This is a genomic window from Acidovorax sp., assembly GCF_046291265.1.
Lineage (GTDB): Bacteria > Pseudomonadota > Gammaproteobacteria > Burkholderiales > Burkholderiaceae_C > Acidovorax.
Genome location: NZ_JBKBTV010000004.1, coordinates 71,456 through 93,858 on the forward strand (window position 1 = coordinate 71,456; position 22,403 = coordinate 93,858).

General features: G+C 65.1%; 16 protein-coding genes. 9 read left to right on the plus strand and 7 right to left on the minus strand.

Features of this window, described 5'->3' with window-relative positions; translation table 11 throughout:
- Positions 1 to 24: 24 nt before the first annotated feature.
- The 7 genes from ACK41V_RS02830 to ugpB form a co-directional block, all read right to left on the minus strand.
- A complete protein-coding gene (locus ACK41V_RS02830; protein ID WP_409777707.1) occupies positions 25 to 2,574 on the minus strand; it encodes a DUF3772 domain-containing protein in 2,550 nt (849 codons plus the stop codon).
- 258 nt (positions 2,575 to 2,832) lie between these two features.
- Positions 2,833 to 3,615: a glycerophosphodiester phosphodiesterase gene (gene ugpQ / locus ACK41V_RS02835; protein ID WP_409777512.1), complete on the minus strand. Its 783-nt coding sequence runs from the start codon at positions 3,613 to 3,615 to the stop codon at positions 2,833 to 2,835.
- Positions 3,612 to 3,980, minus strand: a complete 369-nt coding sequence (locus tag ACK41V_RS02840; RefSeq protein ID WP_409777515.1) for a bleomycin resistance protein — start codon at positions 3,978 to 3,980, stop codon at positions 3,612 to 3,614. The genes ugpQ and ACK41V_RS02840 overlap by 4 nt, the downstream gene beginning before the upstream one ends.
- 7 nt (positions 3,981 to 3,987) lie before the next feature.
- A complete protein-coding gene (gene ugpC, locus ACK41V_RS02845) occupies positions 3,988 to 4,998 on the minus strand; it encodes a sn-glycerol-3-phosphate ABC transporter ATP-binding protein UgpC (RefSeq protein WP_409777518.1) in 1,011 nt (336 codons plus the stop codon).
- 60 nt (positions 4,999 to 5,058) lie between these two features.
- The gene (gene ugpE / locus ACK41V_RS02850; RefSeq protein ID WP_409777521.1) at positions 5,059 to 5,910 is read right to left on the minus strand and encodes a sn-glycerol-3-phosphate ABC transporter permease UgpE; all 852 of its coding nucleotides are present in this window, start codon (positions 5,908 to 5,910) and stop codon (positions 5,059 to 5,061) included.
- A 1-nt stretch (position 5,911) separates the two neighbouring features.
- Positions 5,912 to 6,793, minus strand: coding sequence for a sn-glycerol-3-phosphate ABC transporter permease UgpA (ugpA, locus tag ACK41V_RS02855; protein WP_409777524.1), 882 nt, complete (start codon positions 6,791 to 6,793; stop codon positions 5,912 to 5,914).
- Positions 6,794 to 6,970: 177 nt separating this feature from the next.
- Positions 6,971 to 8,281, minus strand: coding sequence for a sn-glycerol-3-phosphate ABC transporter substrate-binding protein UgpB (gene ugpB, locus ACK41V_RS02860; RefSeq protein ID WP_409777527.1), 1,311 nt, complete (start codon positions 8,279 to 8,281; stop codon positions 6,971 to 6,973).
- A 288-nt stretch (positions 8,282 to 8,569) separates the two neighbouring features.
- On the opposite strand from ugpB, the gene serA reads away from it, so the two are divergent.
- The 9 genes from serA (at position 8,570) to ubiE (ending at position 22,401) form a co-directional block, all read left to right on the plus strand.
- Entirely contained in the window at positions 8,570 to 9,799 is a 1,230-nt protein-coding gene (gene serA / locus ACK41V_RS02865; RefSeq protein WP_409777530.1) for a phosphoglycerate dehydrogenase, read from the plus strand.
- A gap of 402 nt (positions 9,800 to 10,201) precedes the next feature.
- Positions 10,202 to 12,589 carry a poly-beta-1,6 N-acetyl-D-glucosamine export porin PgaA gene (gene pgaA / locus ACK41V_RS02870; RefSeq protein WP_409777533.1) on the plus strand — a complete coding sequence of 796 codons (2,388 nt, stop codon included), beginning with the start codon at positions 10,202 to 10,204 and terminating at the stop codon, positions 12,587 to 12,589.
- A gap of 12 nt (positions 12,590 to 12,601) precedes the next feature.
- Entirely contained in the window at positions 12,602 to 14,599 is a 1,998-nt protein-coding gene (gene pgaB / locus ACK41V_RS02875; RefSeq protein WP_409777536.1) for a poly-beta-1,6-N-acetyl-D-glucosamine N-deacetylase PgaB, read from the plus strand.
- A complete protein-coding gene (gene pgaC, locus ACK41V_RS02880) occupies positions 14,599 to 15,936 on the plus strand; it encodes a poly-beta-1,6-N-acetyl-D-glucosamine synthase (protein ID WP_409777709.1) in 1,338 nt (445 codons plus the stop codon). Before pgaB ends, pgaC begins: the two co-directional genes overlap by 1 nt.
- Positions 15,933 to 16,436, plus strand: a complete 504-nt coding sequence (gene pgaD / locus ACK41V_RS02885) for a poly-beta-1,6-N-acetyl-D-glucosamine biosynthesis protein PgaD (RefSeq protein WP_409777539.1) — start codon at positions 15,933 to 15,935, stop codon at positions 16,434 to 16,436. The genes pgaC and pgaD overlap by 4 nt, the downstream gene beginning before the upstream one ends.
- 124 nt (positions 16,437 to 16,560) lie before the next feature.
- The gene (locus tag ACK41V_RS02890) at positions 16,561 to 20,511 is read left to right on the plus strand and encodes a DUF3683 domain-containing protein (protein WP_409777541.1); all 3,951 of its coding nucleotides are present in this window, start codon (positions 16,561 to 16,563) and stop codon (positions 20,509 to 20,511) included.
- Positions 20,511 to 20,954: an HIT family protein gene (locus tag ACK41V_RS02895; RefSeq protein ID WP_409777544.1), complete on the plus strand. Its 444-nt coding sequence runs from the start codon at positions 20,511 to 20,513 to the stop codon at positions 20,952 to 20,954. Before ACK41V_RS02890 ends, ACK41V_RS02895 begins: the two co-directional genes overlap by 1 nt.
- Before the next feature lie 88 nt (positions 20,955 to 21,042).
- The gene (locus ACK41V_RS02900) at positions 21,043 to 21,465 is read left to right on the plus strand and encodes a gamma-butyrobetaine hydroxylase-like domain-containing protein (protein ID WP_409777547.1); all 423 of its coding nucleotides are present in this window, start codon (positions 21,043 to 21,045) and stop codon (positions 21,463 to 21,465) included.
- A gap of 204 nt (positions 21,466 to 21,669) precedes the next feature.
- Positions 21,670 to 22,401, plus strand: coding sequence for a bifunctional demethylmenaquinone methyltransferase/2-methoxy-6-polyprenyl-1,4-benzoquinol methylase UbiE (ubiE, locus tag ACK41V_RS02905; protein WP_409777549.1), 732 nt, complete (start codon positions 21,670 to 21,672; stop codon positions 22,399 to 22,401).
- Positions 22,402 to 22,403 lie beyond the last annotated feature (2 nt).

The following is a 22,403-nucleotide window of genomic DNA, read 5'->3' on the forward strand; positions in this document are numbered from 1 at the left end:
TGGTAAAGCGCTAGTAGCTATTAATTACGTAGCATTCACCACGCCACCTACCGCGCCTTGCGGCTGCGGCACCGCCACCGTGGGCAGGGCGGGTGCGGCGTCCGACGCCGAAGCAGGCGTCAACGGCGCCACGCTGGTCGAGGCCGGGGGTGACAGGGCCAGGCCCGCGCTGCGCAGCGATTCCAGAATGGAAAAGAGCAGGTCGCTTTTGACCCCGCCTGCATTGCGCGGGTTGCTCACGTAGCCAATCGCCAGGAAGGTGAGTGTGCCGCTCACGATGTCTTCCAGTTGCACGATGGGCTCAGGGTTGGCCAGAATGCTTTCGTGCGCGGTAAAGGCCGCCAGGATCAGGTCGCGCATGCGCTTGGCGTCCACGTCCAGCGGTGCGGGCAGGCGCAGCAGCACGCGCCCGGGGGCGCCTGCCAATGTCATGTTTCGCACGGTCTTGGTGATGAATTCCGAGTTGGGCACGATGACGGTGGAGCGGTCGCCCAGCTGGATCTCGGTGGCGCGCACGTTCACGCGGCGCACGTCGCCCTCGGTGGTGCCCAGCACCACCCAGTCGCCCACCTTCACGGGCCGCTCAGCCAGCAGGATCAGGCCGGAGATGAAGTTCTGCACGATGGCCTGCAGCCCAAAGCCGATGCCCACCGACAGCGCGCTGGCCACCCAGGCAATGCGTTCCACGCTGATGCCCAGGCCCGCCAGCGCTGCGGCCACCACCATCACGCCACCCACATAGCCCAGCAACGTGACGATGGAGCTGCGCATGCCCGGCTCCATCGACGTGTTGGGAAGGTATTGGTCCACCAGCCAGCGCTTGAGCACCCGGATCAAGAGGAGCCCCGCCACCAGCACCGCCAGGGCCGTGAGCAGCGCCTGCGGGGCCAGCGTGAGGTCGCCGATCTTGAGGCTCTGGTCCATGCTGCTGCCCCGGCGGAAGACTTCATCCGGCCCGGTGCCAAACGGCGCCAGCAGCGCAATCACCATGTAGAAGAACAGCGCCACACGCAACACACCCGAGCCCAGCACCGAGGCTTGGTCCAGCAGCTTGGCGTCAATGCCCAGCCCCTTGTGCAGGCGCTCGCCAAAGCCGCCGCGCGATGAAATCAACGCTTCGCACAGGTCGTCCACCAACTGGAACAGCAGGTAGGTGGTGGCAAACACCACACCGGTCCAGAGCATTTGGCGTGTGAGCGTGCCCGCCAGCGCCACAAAACCGAAGGCCACCATGAGCACCGTAGCCACCACCGCGATGCCTGCACACGCCACCAGCAGACCCAACCAGACGGGGCGTTCGGACAAGTCTGGGGCGTCTGAAGGGCCGCCAGCGTCGGTTTTGCGGTCGTCCGCAGCGCTGGCGGTCGGCGCGTCTTGGGCGGGCGCTGCAGCGGTTGAAGCAGTCGTAGCGGTTGTACCGGGTGTGGCGGCGGGCGCGCGCAGATGGCGCAGCGCCAACGCAACGATGGTGGCCATCGCCAGCGCGGTCACGGCATGCACGGACACTTCTGCTGCCAGGCTGGCGCCGATGATGCTGTTCACCTCGGTGATCAGCCCGCTGAGCGATGCCAGGATGGCGATCCACCAGGGGTAGGGGCTCAGGCGCGTGGCCAGGTCGTCCGAGAGGTCCGGCAGCCGCCAGGAGCTGCGTTTGCGCGACAGCAGTGCGTGCCCCAGTCCGATCACAAAGGCCGAGAAGATGGCAAGCCGTACAGTGGCTTGAGCAAGTGCCTGGAGGTTGTCATTGAGCGGGCCGCCCACTTCCAGCCCACTCCAGACCAGCTGCGCGGCCAGGCCGATCAGCAGCACATGAACCAGCACCGATGCCGAAGCCAGCAGCGACCTGCGCAGCCGCCCGGCCGGCAGCTTGGCGGGCACCAGGCGCACCAGCAGGCGTTCTGCCAGCCAGGTGCCTGCCACCGCCAGCAGCAAGGCCGCCACCAGGCTGGTGATGGCTGCGCCGCGGTGGCCCGGTTGCATGGCGGCGCTGGCGGCCTGATCCAGATCGCGCCCCAGCGCTTGCAGCCGCGCAGTGTCGCCCGGCAGGGCGTTGCGCAGATTGCGCCAGAAACTGCCGCTCAGCGGCGAATCGATGCGGGTGGTGAGCGCGGTCTGAAAGTGCTCCCGGCGCTGGCGAATCAACTCGGTGCCGCGCTGTTCGGCGTCCACGGTGATCAGGCGCGCGAGCTTGAGTTCTGCATCCACGGTGGCGCGTTGTTTGCCGAGGTTGGAGCGCTGCTCTGCAACGTCAGGTGCATCGGGCGCGGCCCCTTTCTCGGGCGCGGGGCCCAGGCCCGCCAGGCGCAAGTCCAGGTCTGCCAGTTCTTCGGTGCGGCGGGCGGCCAACTGCTCGGCGGCGCTGCCAATGGCGTTGACGTCGTTGAGCAGCTTGCGCCCGTCGTCGTCTTCGCCCAGCTTTTGGGGGATGGCATCCAGCTGCTTGCGCAGATCGTCCACGCTCGGTGGTGGGGCCTCAAGTTCTGGCTGGCTGGCCGCCGATGTGGGTGCTGTGGCGGGTTTGGTTTGCGCCAGCGCCGCCGTGCCAAAGGCACCCAGGCAGAAGGCGAGTGACAACCATAGCAGCGCGCGCAGCAGGAATGCGCGGTGAACGGGCGGGTGTGCGGGGCAAGGGGCGTGGTGGCTGCGCCGCAGATCAGGTGCGAAGCGCGTGTGGGGCTGGCTCATGGGCCTATTGTGCTGTGCGCCGCCAAGGCCGCTGCTGGGGCTGCGGGAGGCGCGATGGCTTGGAGGGTGGGCCGCACAGCAGCGTGGTGCGGGTGCGCGCCTGGGGTTGTCTGGGCACGGGGCCCGTCGAACCCGTCGCTGGGGCTGTCAGGCCCCCGAGGCAGGACTGAACAAATCCACCCGGTCGGTGATGATGCCGTCCGTGCCCAGGTCGATGAGCCGTTGCGCGGCCCAGTCGTCGTTGACGGTGTAGCTCAGCGTGCGCAGACCGGCGCCATGCACCTGGCCCACGGTGTCTGCCGACCAGAGCGCGTGGTTGCACACGATGGCCACGCAGCCCAGTTGCAAGGCCGTGTCCAGCCAGCCCTCGGTCAACGTGTCGAGCAACAGGCCGCGCGGCAGAGAGGGGGCGCTGTCGCGCGCACCTGCCAGGGCTGCGGGCTGGAACGAGGTGAGCAGCGGGGGCACTGGCTGACCGTGCCACAGCCGCGCCGCGTGGGCCGCCACGACGCGGCCTGTCTCGGCTTCAGTGCCCGGTGTCGGTTTGATTTCGATGTTCAGGAAGAACCCGTTGGCAATGCAGTAACGCGCCGCGTTGTCGAGCGTGGGCAGCGGCTCGCCTGCATAGACTCGGGAGTGCCAGGAGCCCGCGTCCAGCTGGGCCAGGTCACTCCAGGGCCGGTCACCACCGGTGCCGCGGCCATTGGTGGTGCGCTGCAGGGTCGCGTCGTGCATCAGAAACGGCACTCCGTCGGCACTCAGCTTGGCGTCGCATTCGAACATGCGGTAGCCATATTGGGCGCCCAGGCGGAAGGCGGCCAGGGTGTTTTCAGGGGCCAGCTTGCCAGCGCCACGGTGGGCGATCCAGCGGGGGTAAGGCCAGGGCGCGGGAGAAGACGCGAGTGACGTGGAGGGCGAGGGTGCGCTCATGCGGGTTCACCAAATTTCAACAGGTTGCCATGGGGATCGATGACGAACATCTCCTTCATGCCCCATGGCTGGACGACGGGGGGCGCAATTTGCAGGCCGCGTGCGGCAAAGTCTGCGTGCAGCACCGCGGTGTCGCCGCGCACATAACACGAGGTGTTCTCGGCAATGTGGCGGTCGTTGCAGGGCCAGAAATGCAGCTCACAGCCGTCGCGCTGCAGGATCAGGTAGTTGTCCAACTGCAGCAGCGGAGCAAACCCCAGGTGCTGGGTGTAGAACTGCAGCGTTTCGGCCAGGTTCAGCGACGCCAGCACGGGCACCGTGGATTGGACCGCGGACCCGTTACTGGCGGCCGATGTCGGCAGCATGATGGGCTCAGGCAGCGATGCGTTTGCCGGTGGTGGCATCAAACGCGTGAATGCGGTCGGGGCGGGGCACCACGTGAATCACAGAATCCGGTGCGGGCGCGTGTGTGCCTTCTTCGACGCGCACGATCATCTGCTCGCCGTTGATGCGGCCGTAGATCAGGCGTTCGGCGCCCAGCAGCTCCACGGTTTCAACCTTGACTTCCCAGCCTTCGCTGCGCACGTCCAGATGCTCGGGGCGAATGCCCAGGATGGTGCCCGGTGCAGCGCTGGGCGCGTTCTTGAGCAGGTTCATGGGCGGCGAGCCGATGAAGCTGGCCACAAACGTGGTAGCAGGCGTGTGGTAGACCTCTTCGGGGGTGCCGAACTGTTCCATGTTGCCAGCGTTCATCACGATCATGCGTTCGGCCAAGGTCATGGCTTCGACCTGGTCGTGTGTCACGAACAGGCTGGTGATGCCCAGTTCCCGGTGCAGCTTCTGGATTTCGAGGCGGGTCTGCGCGCGCAGCTTGGCGTCCAGGTTGGACAGGGGCTCGTCAAACAAAAACACCTGCGGCTGGCGCACGATGGCGCGGCCCATGGCCACGCGCTGGCGCTGGCCGCCGGAAAGTTCGCGCGGCTTGCGCTCCAGCAGGTGGCCCAGTTCAAGGATCTTGGCGGCCTTGTCCACGCGCGCCTTGATTTCGTCCTTGGGCACCTTGGCGATCTTCAGGCCGTAAGCCATGTTGTCGAAGTTCGACATGTGCGGGTACAGCGCGTAGTTCTGGAACACCATCGCAATGTCGCGCTGGGCGGGTTCCAGGTCGTTCACCACGCGGTCGCCGATGCGCAGTTCACCGCCGGAGATTTCTTCCAGGCCCGCCACCATGCGCAGCAGGGTGGATTTGCCGCAGCCTGAGGGGCCGACAATGACGACAAATTCACCGTCCTTGACCTCGGCGTTCACGCCGTGGATGACTTGATTGGCCTTGGGGCCCACGCCGTAGCGCTTGACGATATTGCGAAGAGATATGGATGCCATGATGCAATTAATTTGATAGCTGCTAGCGCTTATGGAATAAGCGCTAGAAGGGGATTTGTCTTATTTTTCGGTATCTACCAGGCCCTTGACGAACCAACGCTGCATGAGCACCACCACCAGGGCGGGCGGCAACATGGCCAAGAGGGCGGTGGCCATCACGATGTTCCATTCGTTGCCCGAATCGCCACCAGCAATCATGCGTTTGATGCCAATCACCACGGGGTACATGTCTTCGGACGTGGTTACCAGCAGCGGCCACAGGTACTGGTTCCAGCCGTAGATGAACTGGATCACGAACAGCGCGGCAATCGACGTGCGCGACAGCGGCACCAGGATGTCCTTGAAGAAGCGCATGGGGCCAGCGCCGTCCACGCGGGCCGCTTCCACCAGTTCATCCGGCACCGTCAGAAAGAACTGGCGGAACAAGAAGGTGGCGGTGGCCGACGCGATCAGCGGCACCGTGAGGCCCGCATAGGTGTTGAGCATGCCCAGGTTGGACACGACCTCGTACGTGGGCCCAATGCGCACTTCCACCGGCAGCATCAGGGTGATGAAGATCAGCCAGAAGCAGATGCCCTTGAAGGGGAACCGGAAGTACACGATGGCAAACGCCGACAGCAGCGAGATCGCGATCTTGCCCACGGTGATGACGATGGCGGTGACAAAACTCACCCACATCATGCGAGAGACAGGGGCGGTGGAGCCCGCGCCCGAACCGCCGCCAAACAGGGTGTCGTGGTAGGTCTGCCAGAAGTTGTTGCCAGGAAGCAGCGGCATGGGGACCTGCACGATGTCCTGTGCGGTGTGGGTGGACGCCACAAACGCCAGGTACAGCGGGAAGCCCACGATGATCACGCCCAGCACCATGATCAGGTGCGAGAACGCGGTGAGATAAGGACTGCGTTCAACCATTTCAGTACTGCACTTTCTTTTCTACGTAGCGGAACTGGATCACGGTCAGCACCACAACAATGGCCATCAGCACCACCGATTGCGCGGCCGATCCGCCCATGTCCATGGCCTTGAAGCCGTCGTGGTAGACCTTGTAGACCAGGATGGCCGTGTCGCGCCCTGGGCCGCCCTGTGTGGTGGCGTCCACGATGGCGAAGGTGTCAAAAAACGCATACACCACGTTGATCACCAGCAAGAAGAACGTAGTGGGCGACAGCAGCGGGAACTGGATGGTCCAGAACCGGCGCCAGGGGCCTGCACCGTCGATGGCGGCGGCTTCGATGAGGGACTTGGGGATCGACTGCAGACCCGCCAGGAAGAACAGGAAGTTGTACGAAATCTGCTTCCACACCGCCGCAATCACGATCAACGCCATGGCGTGGTCGGAGTTGAGCATGTGGTTCCAGTCAAAACCCGACTGCCGCAACATGTACGCCACCACACCGAGGGACGGCGAAAACATGAACATCCACAGCACACCCGCCACCGCAGGGGCTACGGCATAGGGCAGCAGCAGTGCGGTTTTGTAGGCCAGGGCACCTTTGATGATGCGGTCCGCAAAAATCGCCAGCATCAGCGACAGGCTGATACCGCTGACGGCCACGAGGATCGAGAAGAAGGCCGTGGTCTTGAATGAGGCCAGGTACCCGGGGTCTTCGAAAAGCGCCTTGAAGTTGTCAAAGCCGACCCATTCCTTCGAGAAGCCGAAGGTGTCTTGCATCTGGAACGACTGCACCAGTGCCTGGCCCGCAGGCCAGAAAAAGAAGACGCTGATGATGACCAGCTGGGGTGCCAGAAGCACCCACGGCAGCCATGCAGAGCGAAAGAGAACGCGTTTTTCCATGTCCAGACTCTTAGAGCGTGTTGTGCACTTTGGTGTGCCCACAAAAGCCGGGATAAGGCCCGGCGGCCAAAAAGACAACCCGCCGCCCCAGCAAACCGGGTGGTTTACGGGGGCGGCGGGCTTGAGATACCACCAGGCCCGAGGGCCCCGTTGGTATCAACAGACGCTGGTCAGAACTTACTTGTTGGCGCGTGCGAAACGGGCCAGTTGCTCGTTACCGCGGGTCACTGCGGTGTCCAGGGCTTCCTTGGCAGTCTTCTTGCCAGCCCAGATTTGTTCGGTTTCTTCGTCAATGATGGAACGCACTTGCACGAAGTTGCCCAGACGGATGCCGCGCGACTTGTCGGTGGCCTTCTTGATCATCTGTGTCACAGCGACATCGGTGCCAGGGTTCTTTTCATAGAAGCCCGCCGCTTCGGTCAGCTTGTAGGCGCCCATGGTCACAGGCAGGTAGCCCGTGCGCTGGTGGCTGGCGGCCTGAACCTTGGAGTCGTTCAGGAAGTTCATGAAGTCGGCAACGCCCTTGTACTCTTCGGCCTTCTTGCCGGACATCACCCACAGGCTGGCACCACCGATGGCGGTGTTCTGGGGAGCGCCTTGCACGTCAGCGTAGTAGGGCAGGGTGGAGATGCCGTAGGCAAACTTGGCTTCTTTGGACACACGGGCGTACAGGCCCGACGAGCCGGTGATCATCGCGCACTCGCCCGATGGGAAGGACGCATCAGGGGCGTTGCCGCGGCCCTTGTAGACAAAGCTGCCTTCCTTGGAGGCCTTGGCCAGGTTGTCGAAGTGGCGAACGTGCAGCGGGGTGTTGATCTGCAACTGGGCGTCCGTGCCGTCAAAACCGTTGTTCTTGGTGGCGAACAGCGTGTTGTGCCACAGCGAGAAGCTTTCGAGCTGCGTCCAGCTGATCCAGCTGGTGGTGAACGGGCAGCTGTGGCCGCTGGCCTTGAGCTTGGAGGCAGCAGCAAACACTTCTGGCCAGGTCTTTGGTGGCTTGTCAGCGTCCAGACCTGCCTTCTTGAAGGCGTCCTTGTTGTAATAAAAGATCGTGGTGGAGCTGTTGAGCGGGTAGCTCAGCATCTGGCCATTGGGCGCGGTGTAGTAACCAGCCACGGCCGACACGTAGTCGGTGGGGGTGAACTTGAAGCCTGCGTCGTTCAGCACCTTGGCGGCAGGCACGATGGCGCCCTTGCTGGCCATCATGGTGGCGGTGCCCACTTCAAACACTTGCAGGATGTGGGGCGCGTTGCCGGCACGGAAGGCCGCGATGGCGCCTGTCATGGATTCGTCATATGTGCCCTTGTAGGTAGGCACCACTTTGTACTTGGTCTGGCTGGCGTTGTACTGCTTGGCAAGGTCGTTGACCCACTCGCCCAGAGCAGAACTCATGGAGTGCCACCACTGAATCTCGACTTGCTGCGCCTGAACCGGCGCAGTGAATGACAGGGCGATGGCAGCGGAAACTGCCAGATGCTTAACTTGCATGAATGTTCCTCCAAGGATGACGAAATGCACAAAGGGCGGATGCTAGGCAGCCCTTGTGACAGTGGTGTGTCGTTGTCGCATGGCACCCTGTGTGTAACAACCGGGGAAACCCCGTGGGGTGCCTGCAAGGGGTGCGATTGTGACTCTTTTGTGACAACTGCGCAGCCATTTGCCGAGAGCGGCAAGGTTTTGTGCGATGCACCATGCTTGGTGCATAGTGGTGCACGCCACTCGACTGCGCTGACCCAGGTGTAACAGCGCTCCATTTTTCAGGAACTTTTCACTGCCATGGCCACCAATTCACTGGATAAAAACAAGATCAAATTTTTGCTGCTAGAGGGCATCCACCCCTCCGCCGTGGATGTGATTCGGGGATCGGGTTACACCCAGATCGAGACAGTCTCTGGCGCACTGTCGGACGAAGAACTCAAGCGCAAGATGGCAGACGTGCACTTTGTGGGCATCCGCTCGCGCACGCAGCTCACCGAAGAGGTGTTTGCGCATGCGAACAAGCTGGTGGCCGTGGGGTGTTTTTGCATCGGCACCAACCAGGTCGACCTGAACGCTGCGCGTGCAAAGGGCATTGCGGTGTTCAACGCGCCGTACTCCAACACCCGCTCGGTGGCCGAACTGGTGCTCGCCGAAGCCATCTTGCTGCTGCGCGGCATACCCGAAAAGAACGCGGTGGCGCACCGCGGCGGCTGGCTCAAGTCGGCCGACAACGCCTACGAGATTCGTGGCAAGACCCTGGGCATCGTGGGCTACGGCTCTATCGGCACGCAGCTGTCGGTGCTGGCCGAGGCACTGGGCATGCATGTGGCATTCTTTGATGTGGTCAACAAGCTGCCCCTGGGCAATGCGCGCCAGGTGCAGCACCTGCACGACCTGCTGGGCCAGAGTGACATCGTGAGCCTGCATGTGCCCGAGCTGCCGTCCACCGAGGGAATGATGGGTGCGGCGGAGATTGCCGCCATGAAACCCGGCGGCATCCTCATCAACGCAGCACGTGGCACGGTGGTGGATATTCCGGCCCTGGCCGAGGCCCTCAAGGCGAAAAAACTGCTGGGTGCTGCCATCGATGTGTTCCCGGTCGAGCCACGCACCAACAAGGACGAGTTCCAGTCGCCCTTGCGCGGCCTGGACAACGTGATTTTGACCCCCCACATCGGCGGCTCCACCATGGAGGCGCAGGCCAACATTGGCCTCGAAGTGGCCGAAAAACTGGTGAAGTACAGCGACAACGGCACCAGCACGTCATCGGTCAACTTCCCTGAGGTGGCGCTGCCCGCGCACCCGGGCAAACACCGCCTGCTGCACATCCACCACAACGTTCCCGGCGTGTTGTCCGAGATCAACCGCATCTTCTCGGACAACCAGATCAACATCTCGGCCCAGTACCTGCAGACCAACGAGAAGATCGGCTATGTGGTGATCGATATCGACGCCGCCTCGTCCGATCTGGCACTGGACAAACTGGCCGGCGTGCCCGGCACGCTGCGCAGTCGGGTGCTTTTCTGACGCTACCGCGGGCGGGGCAACTACGGGAGGCATCTTTACCTCTCGTAACGATGGGAGGATGCACCAGCTACTCCCCCCATTGCCTCCAAAGCGTATACAAAGGGCCCCCGCCCTTGATGTGACAGCGGACCCCTTCTTTAGGCCAAGTACCGGTTCACACAAAACCCTGCCATTGATGCAGGTTCCCAGCGCGCAGGGGTTGAGAAGCGCGTGGACGCAGCGGTGTCGCACCGCTCAGCGACAGCAAAGACCGATGCGCACTGCAGGTGCAGTGTGTTGCAAGTGCAGCCCGTGCCTTGATTCAGGCAGTCCATGACCGGGCTGCGTTGCGCTCTTCCTCCCCCGTTTTCCTCCAGCAGGCCCGCGCGAAAAACATTGACAGCTGCTTTTGCCGCTGGTGCGATGGTCTGCGCCCTCGTGCAGGCTTCTCCCCATAGCGCCGAAGCCTACGACGCGATGGTGCGCCGGGCACGGACGGGCGACACCGCGCCCGCTCTCGAGTTTTTACGCCAAACACCCTTCACATCGGCCGACGCCTCCTCCCGGATCGCCGACTGGCTCGACATCGCTGGGTGGGCCGGGCTCGATGGCGAGGTGGTGCAGGTGTACCGCGCGCATGGCCTGCAGCGCGCGCTGCCGGTGAGCACGCTGGGCACCGTGGCCCGCGCTCACCGCAACCTGCGCGACTGGGACGAAGCCCTGGCCGTGTATGCCCGTGCGCTGGCCCTGGCGCCCGGCGATGCGCAGCTGCGCATCGGCGAGGTGCAGGTGCTGGCCGACGCGGGGCGCGACGAGCAGGCGCTGGCCCAGGCCTTGGCCCTGGTGGCCGATGCGCCCATGGTGGCGCAGCGCCGCCTGGCCCTGGCCTACGTACACACCGCCGCGCGCCGCTTTTACGCGGCGCTGACCGAGGTGAGCCGCGCCCGCTCGCTGGCCCCCGACGACAACGCCGTGCAGGTGGCCTATGCCGATGCGCTGCAGTCGGCCGGCCTGCCAACGCAGGCACAGCAGCTGGTGGATGCGCGCCCCGCGCTCATGAACACCGTGCAGCAGCGCCGGCTGCAGGCCGACATCGGCGCCGAGCTGGTGCGGCTGTCCTTTTCGCCCACGCGCAGCGAGGGTGAGCGCTTTGCGCTGGCCGACCGGGCGCTGCTGCACTACGAACGCGCGCTGACCTCCTGGCGCGCCGACCCCGACGCCGCGCGCGATGTGCAGCGCATGCGCGTGGACCGCATCGGCGCCCTCACCGTGCGCGCCCGCATGACCGATGCCGTGGCCGAGTACGAGGCCCTGCGGCGCGAAGGCGTGCCCGTGCCCGACTACGCGCTGCGCTGGACGGCCGGCGCCTACCTGTACCTGCGCCAGGCCGAGGCCGCGCGCCTGCTCTACAGCGAGCTGCTGGCGCGCAGCCAGGCCGACCCGGCCACCCCGGCGGGCAGCGTGATCGATACCACCGGCCTGTTCTACGCGCTGGTCGAGACCGAGGCCATGGACCAGGCCGTGGCCCTGGCCGACCGCACCGCGCAGGCGCTGGCCCGGCTGCCGGCGGGGCAGGGGGCCTGGCCCGGCGCCGCCATGATGGCGGCGCAGGCGCACAGCTTTGCCGACGACACGCCCGAGGCGCAGCTGCGCTTCGAACGCATGGTGGCCATGGCCCCCGGCCACCTGGGCGCGCGCATCGCCCTGGCCGGTGTCTACCGGGGGCGTGCCTGGCCGCGCCGGGCCGAAGAAGAGCTCAAGCTGGTCGAGGCCATGGAGCCGCGCGCGCTGGGGCTGGAGTTGCAGCAGGGCTTCACCGCGCTGGACCTGCAGGAGTGGAGGCAGGCCGATGCGCTGGCCGACGATGTGATGGCGCGCTACCCCGAAAACCGCCAGGTGCAGCGGCTGGACCGCCTGCGCCGGGTCTACCGCATGCCCGAGCTGCGCATTTCCGGCTACCGGGGCCTGTCGTCCAGCCCCAACCCGACTATCGGCAATGGCGACTACGGCATCGACACCGTGGGCTACAGCGCACCGCTGGCCGACGACTGGCGGCTGTTTGCCGGCCACGGCTTTGGCAGCGGCGACTTTGCCGAGGGGCGTGGCCTGCACCGCAGCCTGCGCGCCGGGGCCGAGTGGCGGGTGCGCGACAACACGGTAGAGGGCGAGCTCTCCACCCACGACTTTGGCCACGGCCAGCGCACGGGGCTGCGGCTGGAGGGGCGCCACGACTTCAGCGACCAGTGGCAGGTGAGCGGCGCGGCCGAGCGCCTGTCGCGCGACACGCCGCTGCGCGCGCTGCGCAGCGACATCACCGCCAACAGCGCCACCGCCGGCCTGCGCTGGCGCGCCAACGAGCGGCGCGAGTGGAACCTGTCGCTGGGCGCGCTCGACTACTCCGACGGCAACCGCCGCACGGCCATGGGCGTAGTGGGGCGCGAGCGCCTCTTCACGCGCTACGGCGTGGTTGCCGATGCGGTGCTGGAGCTTTCGCACTCGCGCAACAGCCAGCCCGGCGGGCCGTATTTCGCGCCCGAGGCCGACCTGTTCGTGCTGCCCACGCTGGATGTATCGCATGTGCTGTACCGCCACTACCAGACCGAATGGCGCCAGCGCTTTCAGGCGGGCGTGGGCACCTACGCACAGCGCGGCTACGGCACGGGCGACGTGGCCACCGTGGGCTACGGCCAGCGCCTGCGCATGAACGACACCTTCGAGCTGGGGCTGGCCGTGTCCGTCACCCGGCGCCCCTACGACGGGGTGAACGAGCGCATCGTGCGCACCGCGTTCGACCTGCTCTACAAATTCTGAGGTGCTGTTGCCATGATCCCCGTGTTTCTGCGGCTTTTATCCCTGCTCGCCATCGCGGCGCTGGTCTCTGCCTGCGCCAGCGGGGCGCCGCCCTTCGTGCATCCGCGCGACCGCGCATTGCCCCATGCCGAGCGCCCCTGGCCGGCCAACAGCTTCGTCACCGTGGCCTACCACGACGTGCAGGATGTGGATGTCGATGCCCGCTACCTCGCGGTGCGCACAGAGCGCCTGGTGGCGCACTTCGGCTGGCTGCGCGAAAACGGCTACCAGCCCGTGTCGGTGGACCAGATCCTGACCGCGCGTGATGGCGGCACGCCCCTGCCACCCAAGGCCGTGCTGCTGACCTTTGACGATGGCTACCGCAGCTTCTACGACCGCGTGTTTCCCCTGCTCCAGGCCACCGGTTGGCCCGCCGTGCTGGCGCCCGTGGGCGCGTGGCTGGATGCACCTGCCGGGCAGGCGGTGGACTTTGGCGGCCTGCCCACGCCGCGCGAGCGCTTTGCGACCTGGGAGCAGGTGGCCGAGATGGCCGCTTCGGGCCTGGTGGAGGTGGGCGCGCACACCAACGACCTGCACCAGGGCGTGCTGGCCAACCCGCAGGGCAATGCACAGTCTGCCGCTGCCACGCGCACCTACAACGAGGCCACCACCACCTACGAGGGCGACGAGGCCTTCACGGCGCGGCTGGACGCCGACGTGACCGCCATCACGGCACGCATCCGCCAGGTGACCGGCAAGGCCCCCAGGGTCTGGGTCTGGCCCTATGGCACCGCCAACGGCACTGCCCTGGCCGTGGTCCGGCGCCATGGCTACCAAATGGCCGTGACGCTGGACGAAGGCCTGGGCCACACCGGCACGCTGTTCAACACGCCGCGCCTGCTGGTGCAGGGCGACCCTTCGGTGGACCAGTTCGCCGCCGCCGTGGTGGCCACGCAGGAGCCACGCGTGCTGCGCGTGGCCCATGTGGACCTGGACTACCTGTACGACGCCGACCCGGCGCAGCAAGCGCGCAATTTCGACCACCTGGTGCAGCGCGTGCAGGACCTGGGGGTGAACACCGTGTTCCTGCAGGCCTTTGCGGACGTGCAGGGCGATGGCACGGTACACAGCGTGTACTTCCCCAACCGCTGGCTGCCCATGCGCGCCGACCTGTTCAACCGCGTGGCCTGGCAGCTGCGCACGCGCAGCCGGGTGGCGGTGTATGCGTGGATGCCGGTGCTGGCTTTCGACCTCGACCCGGCGCTGCCGCGCGTGCAGGCGCAGGCGCCGCCGGGGCGGACTGCAGAGCCCGGCCAGTACCGGCGCCTGTCGCCGTTCGATGCCACGGCACGTGCGCGCATCACCGACATCTACGAAGACCTGGCGCGCAGTGCCTGGTTCGACGGCGTGCTGTTCCACGACGATGCGCTGCTGTCGGACTATGAGGACGCCAGCCCCGGCGCCCTGGCGGCCTACCACCAGGCCGGCCTGCCCGCCAGCGTGGCCGAGCTGCGCGCCGACCCGGCAGTACACCAGCGCTGGACCCAGTTCAAGACCCGTGCGCTGACCGACTTCACCCTGCACCTGGCCGAGCGGGTGCGCGCCATCCGCGGCCCGCAGGTGAAGACGGCGCGCAACCTCTTTGCCATGCCCATGCTGGCGCCCGAGAGCGAGGCCTGGTTCGCGCAGAACCTGGACGACTTTCTCGCCGCCTACGACTGGACGGCCCCCATGGCCATGCCGCTGATGGAGAAGGTGCCCGAGGGCGAGGCCGATGCCTGGCTCGACCGCGTGGTGGACACCATCACCCGCCGTCCCGGCGCGGTGGAGCGCACCGTCTTCGAGCTGCAGGCCGTGGACTGGCGCACCGGCCAGCCGGTGGCCAGCGAGCGCCTGGCGCACTGGATGCGCCGTCTGCAGCTGCGCGGTGCGCGCAGCTTTGGCTACTACCCCGACAACTTCATCAGCGGACTGCCCAGCATCCAGGTGCTGCGCCCCGTGCTTTCCAACAGTGGGGTCTTGCAGCCATGATCATTCAACGTGCCATCGCGCTCTCGGTGCTGGTGTTCATCATTGCCGGGCCGCTCGCGCTGCAGGCGGCCTTCACCAGCGATGTGATCCTGGACTTCGTGTTTCTGTACCCGCTCTTCATGTCCGGCATCTGGATCGCCGGCGGCCTGTACTACTGGATGCACTGGGAGCGGCACTGGGCCTGGGGGCCCGATGTACCGGCGCCCGAGCTGGCGGGCCAGCCGCTGGTGTCCATCCTCGTGCCCTGCCACAACGAGGGCGAAAACGCCGGCGATGCGCTGCGCGCCGCCCTGGCCCAGCGCTACCCGAACATCGAGGTCATCGCCATCAACGACGGGTCGAGCGATCACACCGGCCAGGTGCTCGATGCCCTGGCCGCCGAGCACCCGCGCCTGCGCGTGGTGCACCTGGCGCAGAACCAGGGCAAGGCCATCGCCCTGCGCATGGGCGCGGCGTCTGCGCGCAGCGAGTACCTGGTGTGCATCGACGGCGATGCGCTGCTCGACCGCGATGCGGTGGCCTACCTGGTGGCGCCGCTCATCGACAACCCGCGCGTGGGCGCCGTCACCGGCAACCCGCGCATCCGCACGCGGTCCACGCTGGTGGGGCGCATCCAGGTGGGGGAGTTCTCGTCCATCATCGGGCTCATCAAGCGCACGCAGCGCGTGTACGGGCAGGTGTTCACGGTGTCGGGCGTGGTGGCGGCGTTTCGCCGGCGCGCGCTCGACGACGTGGGCTACTGGAGCCCGGACATGATCACCGAGGACATCGACATCAGCTGGAAGCTGCAAAAGCGCCACTGGTCGATCTTCTTCGAGCCGCGCGCGCTGTGCTGGATTTTGATGCCCGAGACGCTGCGCGGCCTGTGGCAGCAGCGCCTGCGCTGGTCGCAGGGCGGGGCCGAGGTGTTCCTCAAGAACCTGCGCGGCATGTGGCACTGGCGCAACCGGCGCATGTGGCTCCTGATGCTGGAGTTCTGCATGTCCACCGCATGGGCCTTCATGTTCGGGCTGACCATCATCCTGTACCTGCTAGGCAAGTTCTTTGACATGCCCGAGCACTTGTACGTGCCCACCATCATGCCGCCTTCGTTCACCGGGCTGGTGCTGTCGGTCACCTGCCTCATGCAGTTCGCAGTCAGCGTGTCGATCGAGCGGCGTTACGAGCCCACCATCCGCAGCACGCTGCTGTGGATGATCTGGTACCCGGTGGTGTACTGGATGCTGAGCCTCTTCACCACGCTGGTGAGCTTTCCGCTGGTCATGCTCAAGGCGCGCCAGTCGCGCGCCCGCTGGACCAGCCCCGACCGTGGCATCCCCAGGAGCGACACCCCATGAAAAACCCCTTGATCCGCACCCGCCAGGGCTGGCTGATGCGCCTTTTCGACCTGCTGGCCACCTTGATCGCTTGGGCGGCATTCTTTTACCTGGTGGGCCGCGGCGTGTTCGAGATGGTGCGCTACCAGGGGCCGGGGCTGGCCGCGCGCCTGGAGCCCGTGATCGCCACTGCCGACACACTCGCCGGCTACGTTGCCATTGCCGGGCTGAACGCCTGCGTGCTGGCCGCCTGGGCGCTCTACAACCAGATGCGCCGCCGCGTGGAGCGGCGCGGCAAGATCCCGGCACTGGACGACGCCGGTCTTTCCGCCAGTTTCGAGCTCACTCCAAAGCTGCTCGATGCGTTGCGTTCGGGGCAGGTCATCGAGGTTCACAATGACGCGCAGGGCGGTATTGCCAGCGTGCTGCCGCGCGGCGAGCCACAGCTGTTGTCCCATCCGGGCCTCACGAACGGCTTGGTGGGAGCGCGCAGCGAAAAGGCTCCCTACGCATGGGCCTGAGACGCGGCAGCGCAGCGGTTGCGATAGTGCCGGGTGGCCCGCCGCGGGCAGGCAGCGGCCCGCTGGCATAAAATCACGCCCCCGAGGCTCATGGGCGCGCGGCGCCCACCCCAGGTAGACCCCCATGAATGTTCCGATTGCGTTGGCTGCCTTGCAGACGCAGGCCGCCGAGCCTGTGCGTCTGCGCGAAATTCCCTATAACTACACCTCGTTCTCCGACCGGGAGATCGTGATCCGTCTGCTGGGCTCCGAGTCTTGGGACGTGCTGGACCAGTTGCGCAAAGAGCGCCGCACCGGGCGATCTGCCCGCATGTTGTACGAAGTGCTGGGCGATATCTGGGTGGTGCAGCGCAACCCCTACCTGCAGGACGACCTGCTGGACAACCCCAACCGCCGCAAGCTGCTCGTCGATGCCCTGCAGCACCGCCTGGGTGAGATTGAAAAGCGCCGCACCCCGGCCGACGATGCCGGGCGCGACCGCCTGGTGGGTGAGCTGGTGGTGGCTGCGCGCCGTGCGGTGGCCGAGTTCAACGCCACCTTCGAGCAGGCCGCGCAGCTGCGTCGCCAAATCCAGAAGACGCTGGGCCGCTTGACGGCCAAGGACAACATCAAGTTCGATGGCCTCTCCCGCGTGAGCCATGTGACCGACGCGACCGACTGGCGCGTTGAGTACCCGTTTGTGGTGCTGACGCCCGACACCGAGGTCGAGATGGCGGGCTTGGTCAAAGGCTGCATCGAGCTGGGCCTGACCATCATTCCACGCGGAGGCGGCACCGGCTACACCGGCGGCGCGATTCCGCTGACGTGGAAGAGCGTGGTCATCAACACCGAAAAACTCGAAGCCATGACCGAGGTGGAAATGCGCCGCCTGCCGGGCATGGACCACGAAGTGGGCACGGTATGGACCGAAGCCGGGGTGGTGACCCAGCGCGTGGCCGATGCGGCCGAGCGTGCAGGTTTTGTGTTTGCCGTGGACCCGACCAGCGCCGAGGCCAGCTGCATAGGCGGCAACATCGCCATGAATGCGGGGGGCAAAAAGGCCGTGTTGTGGGGTACGGCGCTCGACAACCTGGCCAGCTGGCGCATGGTCACGCCCGACGCCCAGTGGCTCGAAGTGACGCGCCTGGACCACAACATGGGCAAGATCCATGACGTGGAGGTCGCCACGTTCGAGCTGCAGTATTTCGAAGCGGACGGCAAAACGCCCGTGCGCACTGAGCGCCTCGCTATTCCCGGCAAAACCTTCCGCAAGGAAGGCCTGGGCAAGGACGTGACCGACAAGTTCCTGGCCGGCCTGCCGGGTATCCAGAAGGAAGGCTGCGACGGCCTCATCACCAGCTCGCGCTGGGTGGTGCACCGCATGCCCGAACACACGCGCACCGTGTGCATGGAGTTTTTTGGCAACGCCAAGGACGCCGTGCCTTCCATCGTCGAGATCAAGGACTTCATGTTTGCCGAGCAAAAGCGCAGTGGCGTGTTGCTGGCGGGCCTGGAGCATCTGGACGACCGTTATCTGAAAGCAGTGGGCTACGCCACCAAGAGCAAGAAGGGCAACGGCGGCCTGCCCAAGATGGTGCTGATTGGCGACATTGCGGGCGACAACGCCGACGATGTGGCCCGCGTGACCAGTGAGGTCGTGCGCCTGGCCAACACCCGCAGCGGCGAAGGCTTCATTGCCATCACGGCCGAGGCGCGCAAGAAGTTCTGGGCCGACCGCAAGAAAACGGCCGCCATCAGCCGCCACACCAACGCCTTCAAGATCAACGAAGACGTAGTGATCCCGCTGCCGCGCATGGCCGAGTACACCGACGGCATCGAGCGCATCAACATCGAGCTGAGCCTGCGCAACAAGATCAAGCTGTGCGATGCGCTGACCGAGTTCTTTGAGCGTGGAAACTTGCCCCTGGGCAAGCACGACGCCGATGACGAGGTGCCATCGCCCGAGCTGTTGCAGGAGCGCGTGGCCCAGGCGATTGCCTTGGTGGAAGAAGTGCGCGCCTTGTGGCAGGGCTGGTTGCACGATGTGGACACGCTGTTCCCCCAGTTGCAGGACCACACGTTGCGCGCCAGCTGGAAGACCCAGCTACGTGCGCCGCTGCAGGGCATCTTCACGGGCGCGGCGTTCAAGCCCATCCTGGACGAGGCCGTGGCCATCCACAAACGCGTGCTCAAGGGCCGTGTGTGGGTGGCGCTGCACATGCATGCCGGTGACGGCAACGTGCACACCAACCTGCCCGTCAACAGCGACGACTACGAAATGCTGCAGACCGCGCACGAGGCGGTGGCCCGCATCATGGTGCTGGCGCGCAGCCTGGACGGCGTGATCTCGGGCGAACACGGCATTGGCATCACCAAGCTGGAGTTCTTGACCGACGAAGAGCTGCGCCCGTTTGCAGAATACAAGCGCAGGGTCGACCCGGAAGGGCGCTTCAATAAGGGTAAGTTGCTCCGAAATCAGGAGCTACCAGCGCTTGATGGACAAGCGCTAGAGGCCAATTTGGCTTCAAATACGTCGTCGAAGCCCACTTTGCATGCCGACCTGACCAATGCGTACACCCCCAGCTTTGGCCTGATGGGGCATGAGTCGCTGATCATGCAGCAGAGCGACATCGGCGCCATTGCCGATTCGGTCAAGGACTGCCTGCGCTGCGGCAAGTGCAAGCCGGTGTGCGCCACGCACGTGCCGCGCGCCAATCTGCTGTACAGCCCGCGCAACAAGATCCTCGCGACCTCGCTCCTGGTCGAGGCGTTTTTGTACGAAGAACAGACGCGCCGGGGCGTGAGCATCAAGCACTGGCAAGAGTTTGAAGACGTGGCCGACCACTGCACGGTGTGCCACAAGTGCGAGAGCCCTTGCCCGGTGAAGATCGACTTTGGCGACGTCACCATGAACATGCGCAACCTGCTGCGCAAGATGGGTAAGAAGACCTTCCGCCCCGGCAACGCGCTGGCGATGACCATGCTCAACGCCACCAACCCGGACACCATCAAGTTCATGCGTTCGGCGATGGTGGATGTGGGCTTCAAGGCCCAGCGCCTGGCCGTGGACCTGCTGCGCAAGGTGGGCCGCAAGCAGACGACCAAGCCGCCAGCCACGGTGGGCACGGCTCCGATCAAGGAGCAGGTGATCCACTTCATCAACAAGAAGCTTCCCGGTGGCCTGCCCAAGAAGACGGCGCGTGCGCTGCTCGACATCGAGGACAAGGACTACGTCCCGATCATCCGCAACCCCAAGGCCACCACGGCCGAGACGGAGGCGGTGTTTTACTTTCCAGGTTGCGGTTCGGAGCGGTTGTTCAGCCAGGTGGGCTTGGCCACGCAGGCCATGCTGTGGCACACCGGGGTGCAGACCGTGCTGCCGCCGGGCTACCTGTGCTGCGGTTACCCGCAGCGCGGCAGCGGCCAGTTCGACAAGGCCGAGAAGATGATCACCGACAACCGGGTGCTCTTCCACCGTGTGGCCAACACGCTGAACTACCTGGACATCAAGACCGTGGTGGTGAGCTGTGGCACCTGCTACGACCAGCTGCAGGGGTACGAGTTCGACAAGATCTTCCCGGGCAGCCGCATCATCGACATCCACGAATACCTGCTGGAGAAGGGTGTGAGCCTGCAGGGCAAGGGCGCGTACCTGTACCACGAGCCCTGCCACAACCCGATGAAGCTGCAGGACTCGATGAAGACCGTGAAGGCGCTGGTGGGTGAACAGGTCTTGAAGAGCGAACGGTGCTGCGGCGAGTCCGGCACGCTGGGGGTCACGCGGCCCGATATCTCGACCCAGGTGCGTTTTCGCAAGGAAGAAGAGATCCGAAAAGGCGAAGCTCAGTTGCGCGAGGTCATGAAGGCCACCGGCACGGGGCCGGGCGCCGTGGATGCGCAGGCCAACGTCAAGATTCTCACCAGCTGCCCCAGCTGCCTGCAGGGCCTGAACCGTTACGAAGGCGATTTGAACAACGGTTTGCTGGAAGCCGATTACATCGTGGTCGAGATGGCGCGGGAGATTCTGGGCGAGAACTGGATGCCCGAGTACGTGCAGCAGGCCAACAATGGTGGCATCGAGCGAGTGTTGGTCTGATGTCCTGCCCGTTGTGCGCTGAAGACGGTGGCGTGCTGGTGTGGCGCGGTGAGCGCCTGCGCGTCATTCGCGCGCAGGAGGCTGGGTTCCCGGCCTTTTACCGAGTGGTGTGGAACGCGCATGTGGCCGAGTTCTCCGACCTCGCGCCGCAGGACCGCGTGTACTGCATGGAGGCGGTGGTCTTGGTGGAGCAAGCGCTGCGCCAGCACTTGTCGCCCACCAAAATCAACCTCGCGGCGCTGGGCAACATGGTGCCGCACCTGCACTGGCATGTGATTGCGCGGTTTGAACGGGACAGCCACTTTCCCTCGCCCGTGTGGGCAGCGGCGCAGCGGCTCAGTCCCGCTGCGCAAGAAGCGGCCATCCTGGCCCGGCTGCCGGCGCTGGAGATAGCGCTGCAGGGGAAACTGTCCAAGCTCGCATCCGTCAGCCCCGCTCGGTAACCCTGCCCAGGGCATGCCCGCCTGTGGGTGGGACAATGACCGCGGTCCTTTTTTGTCTTCTGGCAACAGTTTTCTCACAGGTGAATCCATGGCAGGTTTGAAAGCGGGCGCGCCCACGCCGCAGGCAATCACGGTGCACGAGGCATCGCGGGTGCTAGAGGTGGGGTTTTCTGACGGCGTCACGTTCCGCATTCCGTTCGAGCTGATGCGGGTGTATTCACCCTCGGCCGAAGTGCAGGGCCATGGTCCGGGGCAGGAGGTTCTGCAAACCGGCAAGCGTGAAGTGACCTTGGTCAACCTGGAGCCCGTGGGCAACTACGCGGTCAAGCCCACGTTTTCTGACGGCCACGAGAGCGGAATTTTCAGTTGGGACTATCTGTATGAACTGGGTCAGCAGCAAGACGCGCTGTGGACCCAGTACGTCGCCCGCCTGGCCGCTGCAGGCGAAGACCGCGACGCGCCCATGGCGCCCAAGGGCGGTGCTGGCGGCCATGCCTGTGGCAGCCACTGATGGAATGGGCGGGTGTTGCGTTGCGTAAGCGGGTGTTGCCCCCGCTCACTGAGTTGCTATTAAATATATAGCTATTGGCGCTTTATTCATAAGCGCTAGCGGCCGTTTTTATTCAAATGGCGTTGTCCTAATTGCGACAGATGCCCCATTTCAGTGCGGGGTTGTCGCTGTACCTCTGGCGCCCACGCGCCTAGCATGATTTTTATGAGCACCACGCACTTCGGTTTTCAGTCGGTCGATGAGCAGGAAAAAGCGCGCCACGTGCGCGGTGTGTTCGATTCCGTCGCGTCCAAATACGACGTGATGAACGACCTCATGTCGGCGGGCATGCACCGCGCCTGGAAGGCCTACACCGTGATGGTGGCCAACCTGTGCGAAGGCAGCCAGGTGCTGGACATTGCGGGCGGCACGGGCGACCTGGCGATGGCGTTTGCCAAAAAGGTGGGCGCATCAGGCCGTGTGGTGCACACCGACATCAACGAAGCCATGCTGCGCGTGGGGCGTGATCGCCTGATTGATGCCGGAGTGGTGTTGCCCACGCTGGTCTGCGACGCAGAAAAGCTGCCGTTCCCCGATGCGCATTTCGACGTAGTGAGCGTGGCCTTTGGCCTGCGCAACATGACGCACAAAGACCAGGCGATTGCCGAGATGTGCCGCGTACTCAAGCCGGGCGGTAAGTTGCTGGTGCTCGAATTTTCGAAAGTGGCCAAGCCGCTGGAGAAAGCGTACGACTGGTATTCGTTCAAGGTGCTGCCCCGTTTGGGCAAGCTGGTGGCGGGCGACGATTCAAGCTACCGCTATCTGGCCGAGTCCATTCGCATGCACCCGGGGCAGGAGGAACTCAAAAGCCTCATGCAAAAAAATGGCTTTGGGCATGTGGACTATCACAACATGACGGGGGGCATCGTAGCCTTGCATGTTGGAATCAAGTGTTGAGC

Coding starts and splice junctions, on each gene's coding strand:
- pgaD (WP_409777539.1), top strand. CDS start 15,933: ATGAAAAACCCCTTGATCCGCACCCGCCAGGGCTGGCTGATGCGCCTT.
- ubiE (WP_409777549.1), top strand. CDS start 21,670: ATGAGCACCACGCACTTCGGTTTTCAGTCGGTCGATGAGCAGGAAAAA.
- ACK41V_RS02890 (WP_409777541.1), top strand. CDS start 16,561: ATGAATGTTCCGATTGCGTTGGCTGCCTTGCAGACGCAGGCCGCCGAG.
- pgaB (WP_409777536.1), top strand. CDS start 12,602: ATGATCCCCGTGTTTCTGCGGCTTTTATCCCTGCTCGCCATCGCGGCG.
- ACK41V_RS02900 (WP_409777547.1), top strand. CDS start 21,043: ATGGCAGGTTTGAAAGCGGGCGCGCCCACGCCGCAGGCAATCACGGTG.
- ACK41V_RS02895 (WP_409777544.1), top strand. CDS start 20,511: ATGTCCTGCCCGTTGTGCGCTGAAGACGGTGGCGTGCTGGTGTGGCGC.
- ACK41V_RS02840 (WP_409777515.1), bottom strand. CDS start 3,980: ATGCTGCCGACATCGGCCGCCAGTAACGGGTCCGCGGTCCAATCCACG.
- ugpA (WP_409777524.1), bottom strand. CDS start 6,793: ATGGAAAAACGCGTTCTCTTTCGCTCTGCATGGCTGCCGTGGGTGCTT.
- serA (WP_409777530.1), top strand. CDS start 8,570: ATGGCCACCAATTCACTGGATAAAAACAAGATCAAATTTTTGCTGCTA.
- ugpC (WP_409777518.1), bottom strand. CDS start 4,998: ATGGCATCCATATCTCTTCGCAATATCGTCAAGCGCTACGGCGTGGGC.
- ugpB (WP_409777527.1), bottom strand. CDS start 8,281: ATGCAAGTTAAGCATCTGGCAGTTTCCGCTGCCATCGCCCTGTCATTC.
- ugpQ (WP_409777512.1), bottom strand. CDS start 3,615: ATGAGCGCACCCTCGCCCTCCACGTCACTCGCGTCTTCTCCCGCGCCC.
- pgaA (WP_409777533.1), top strand. CDS start 10,202: ATGGTCTGCGCCCTCGTGCAGGCTTCTCCCCATAGCGCCGAAGCCTAC.
- ugpE (WP_409777521.1), bottom strand. CDS start 5,910: ATGGTTGAACGCAGTCCTTATCTCACCGCGTTCTCGCACCTGATCATG.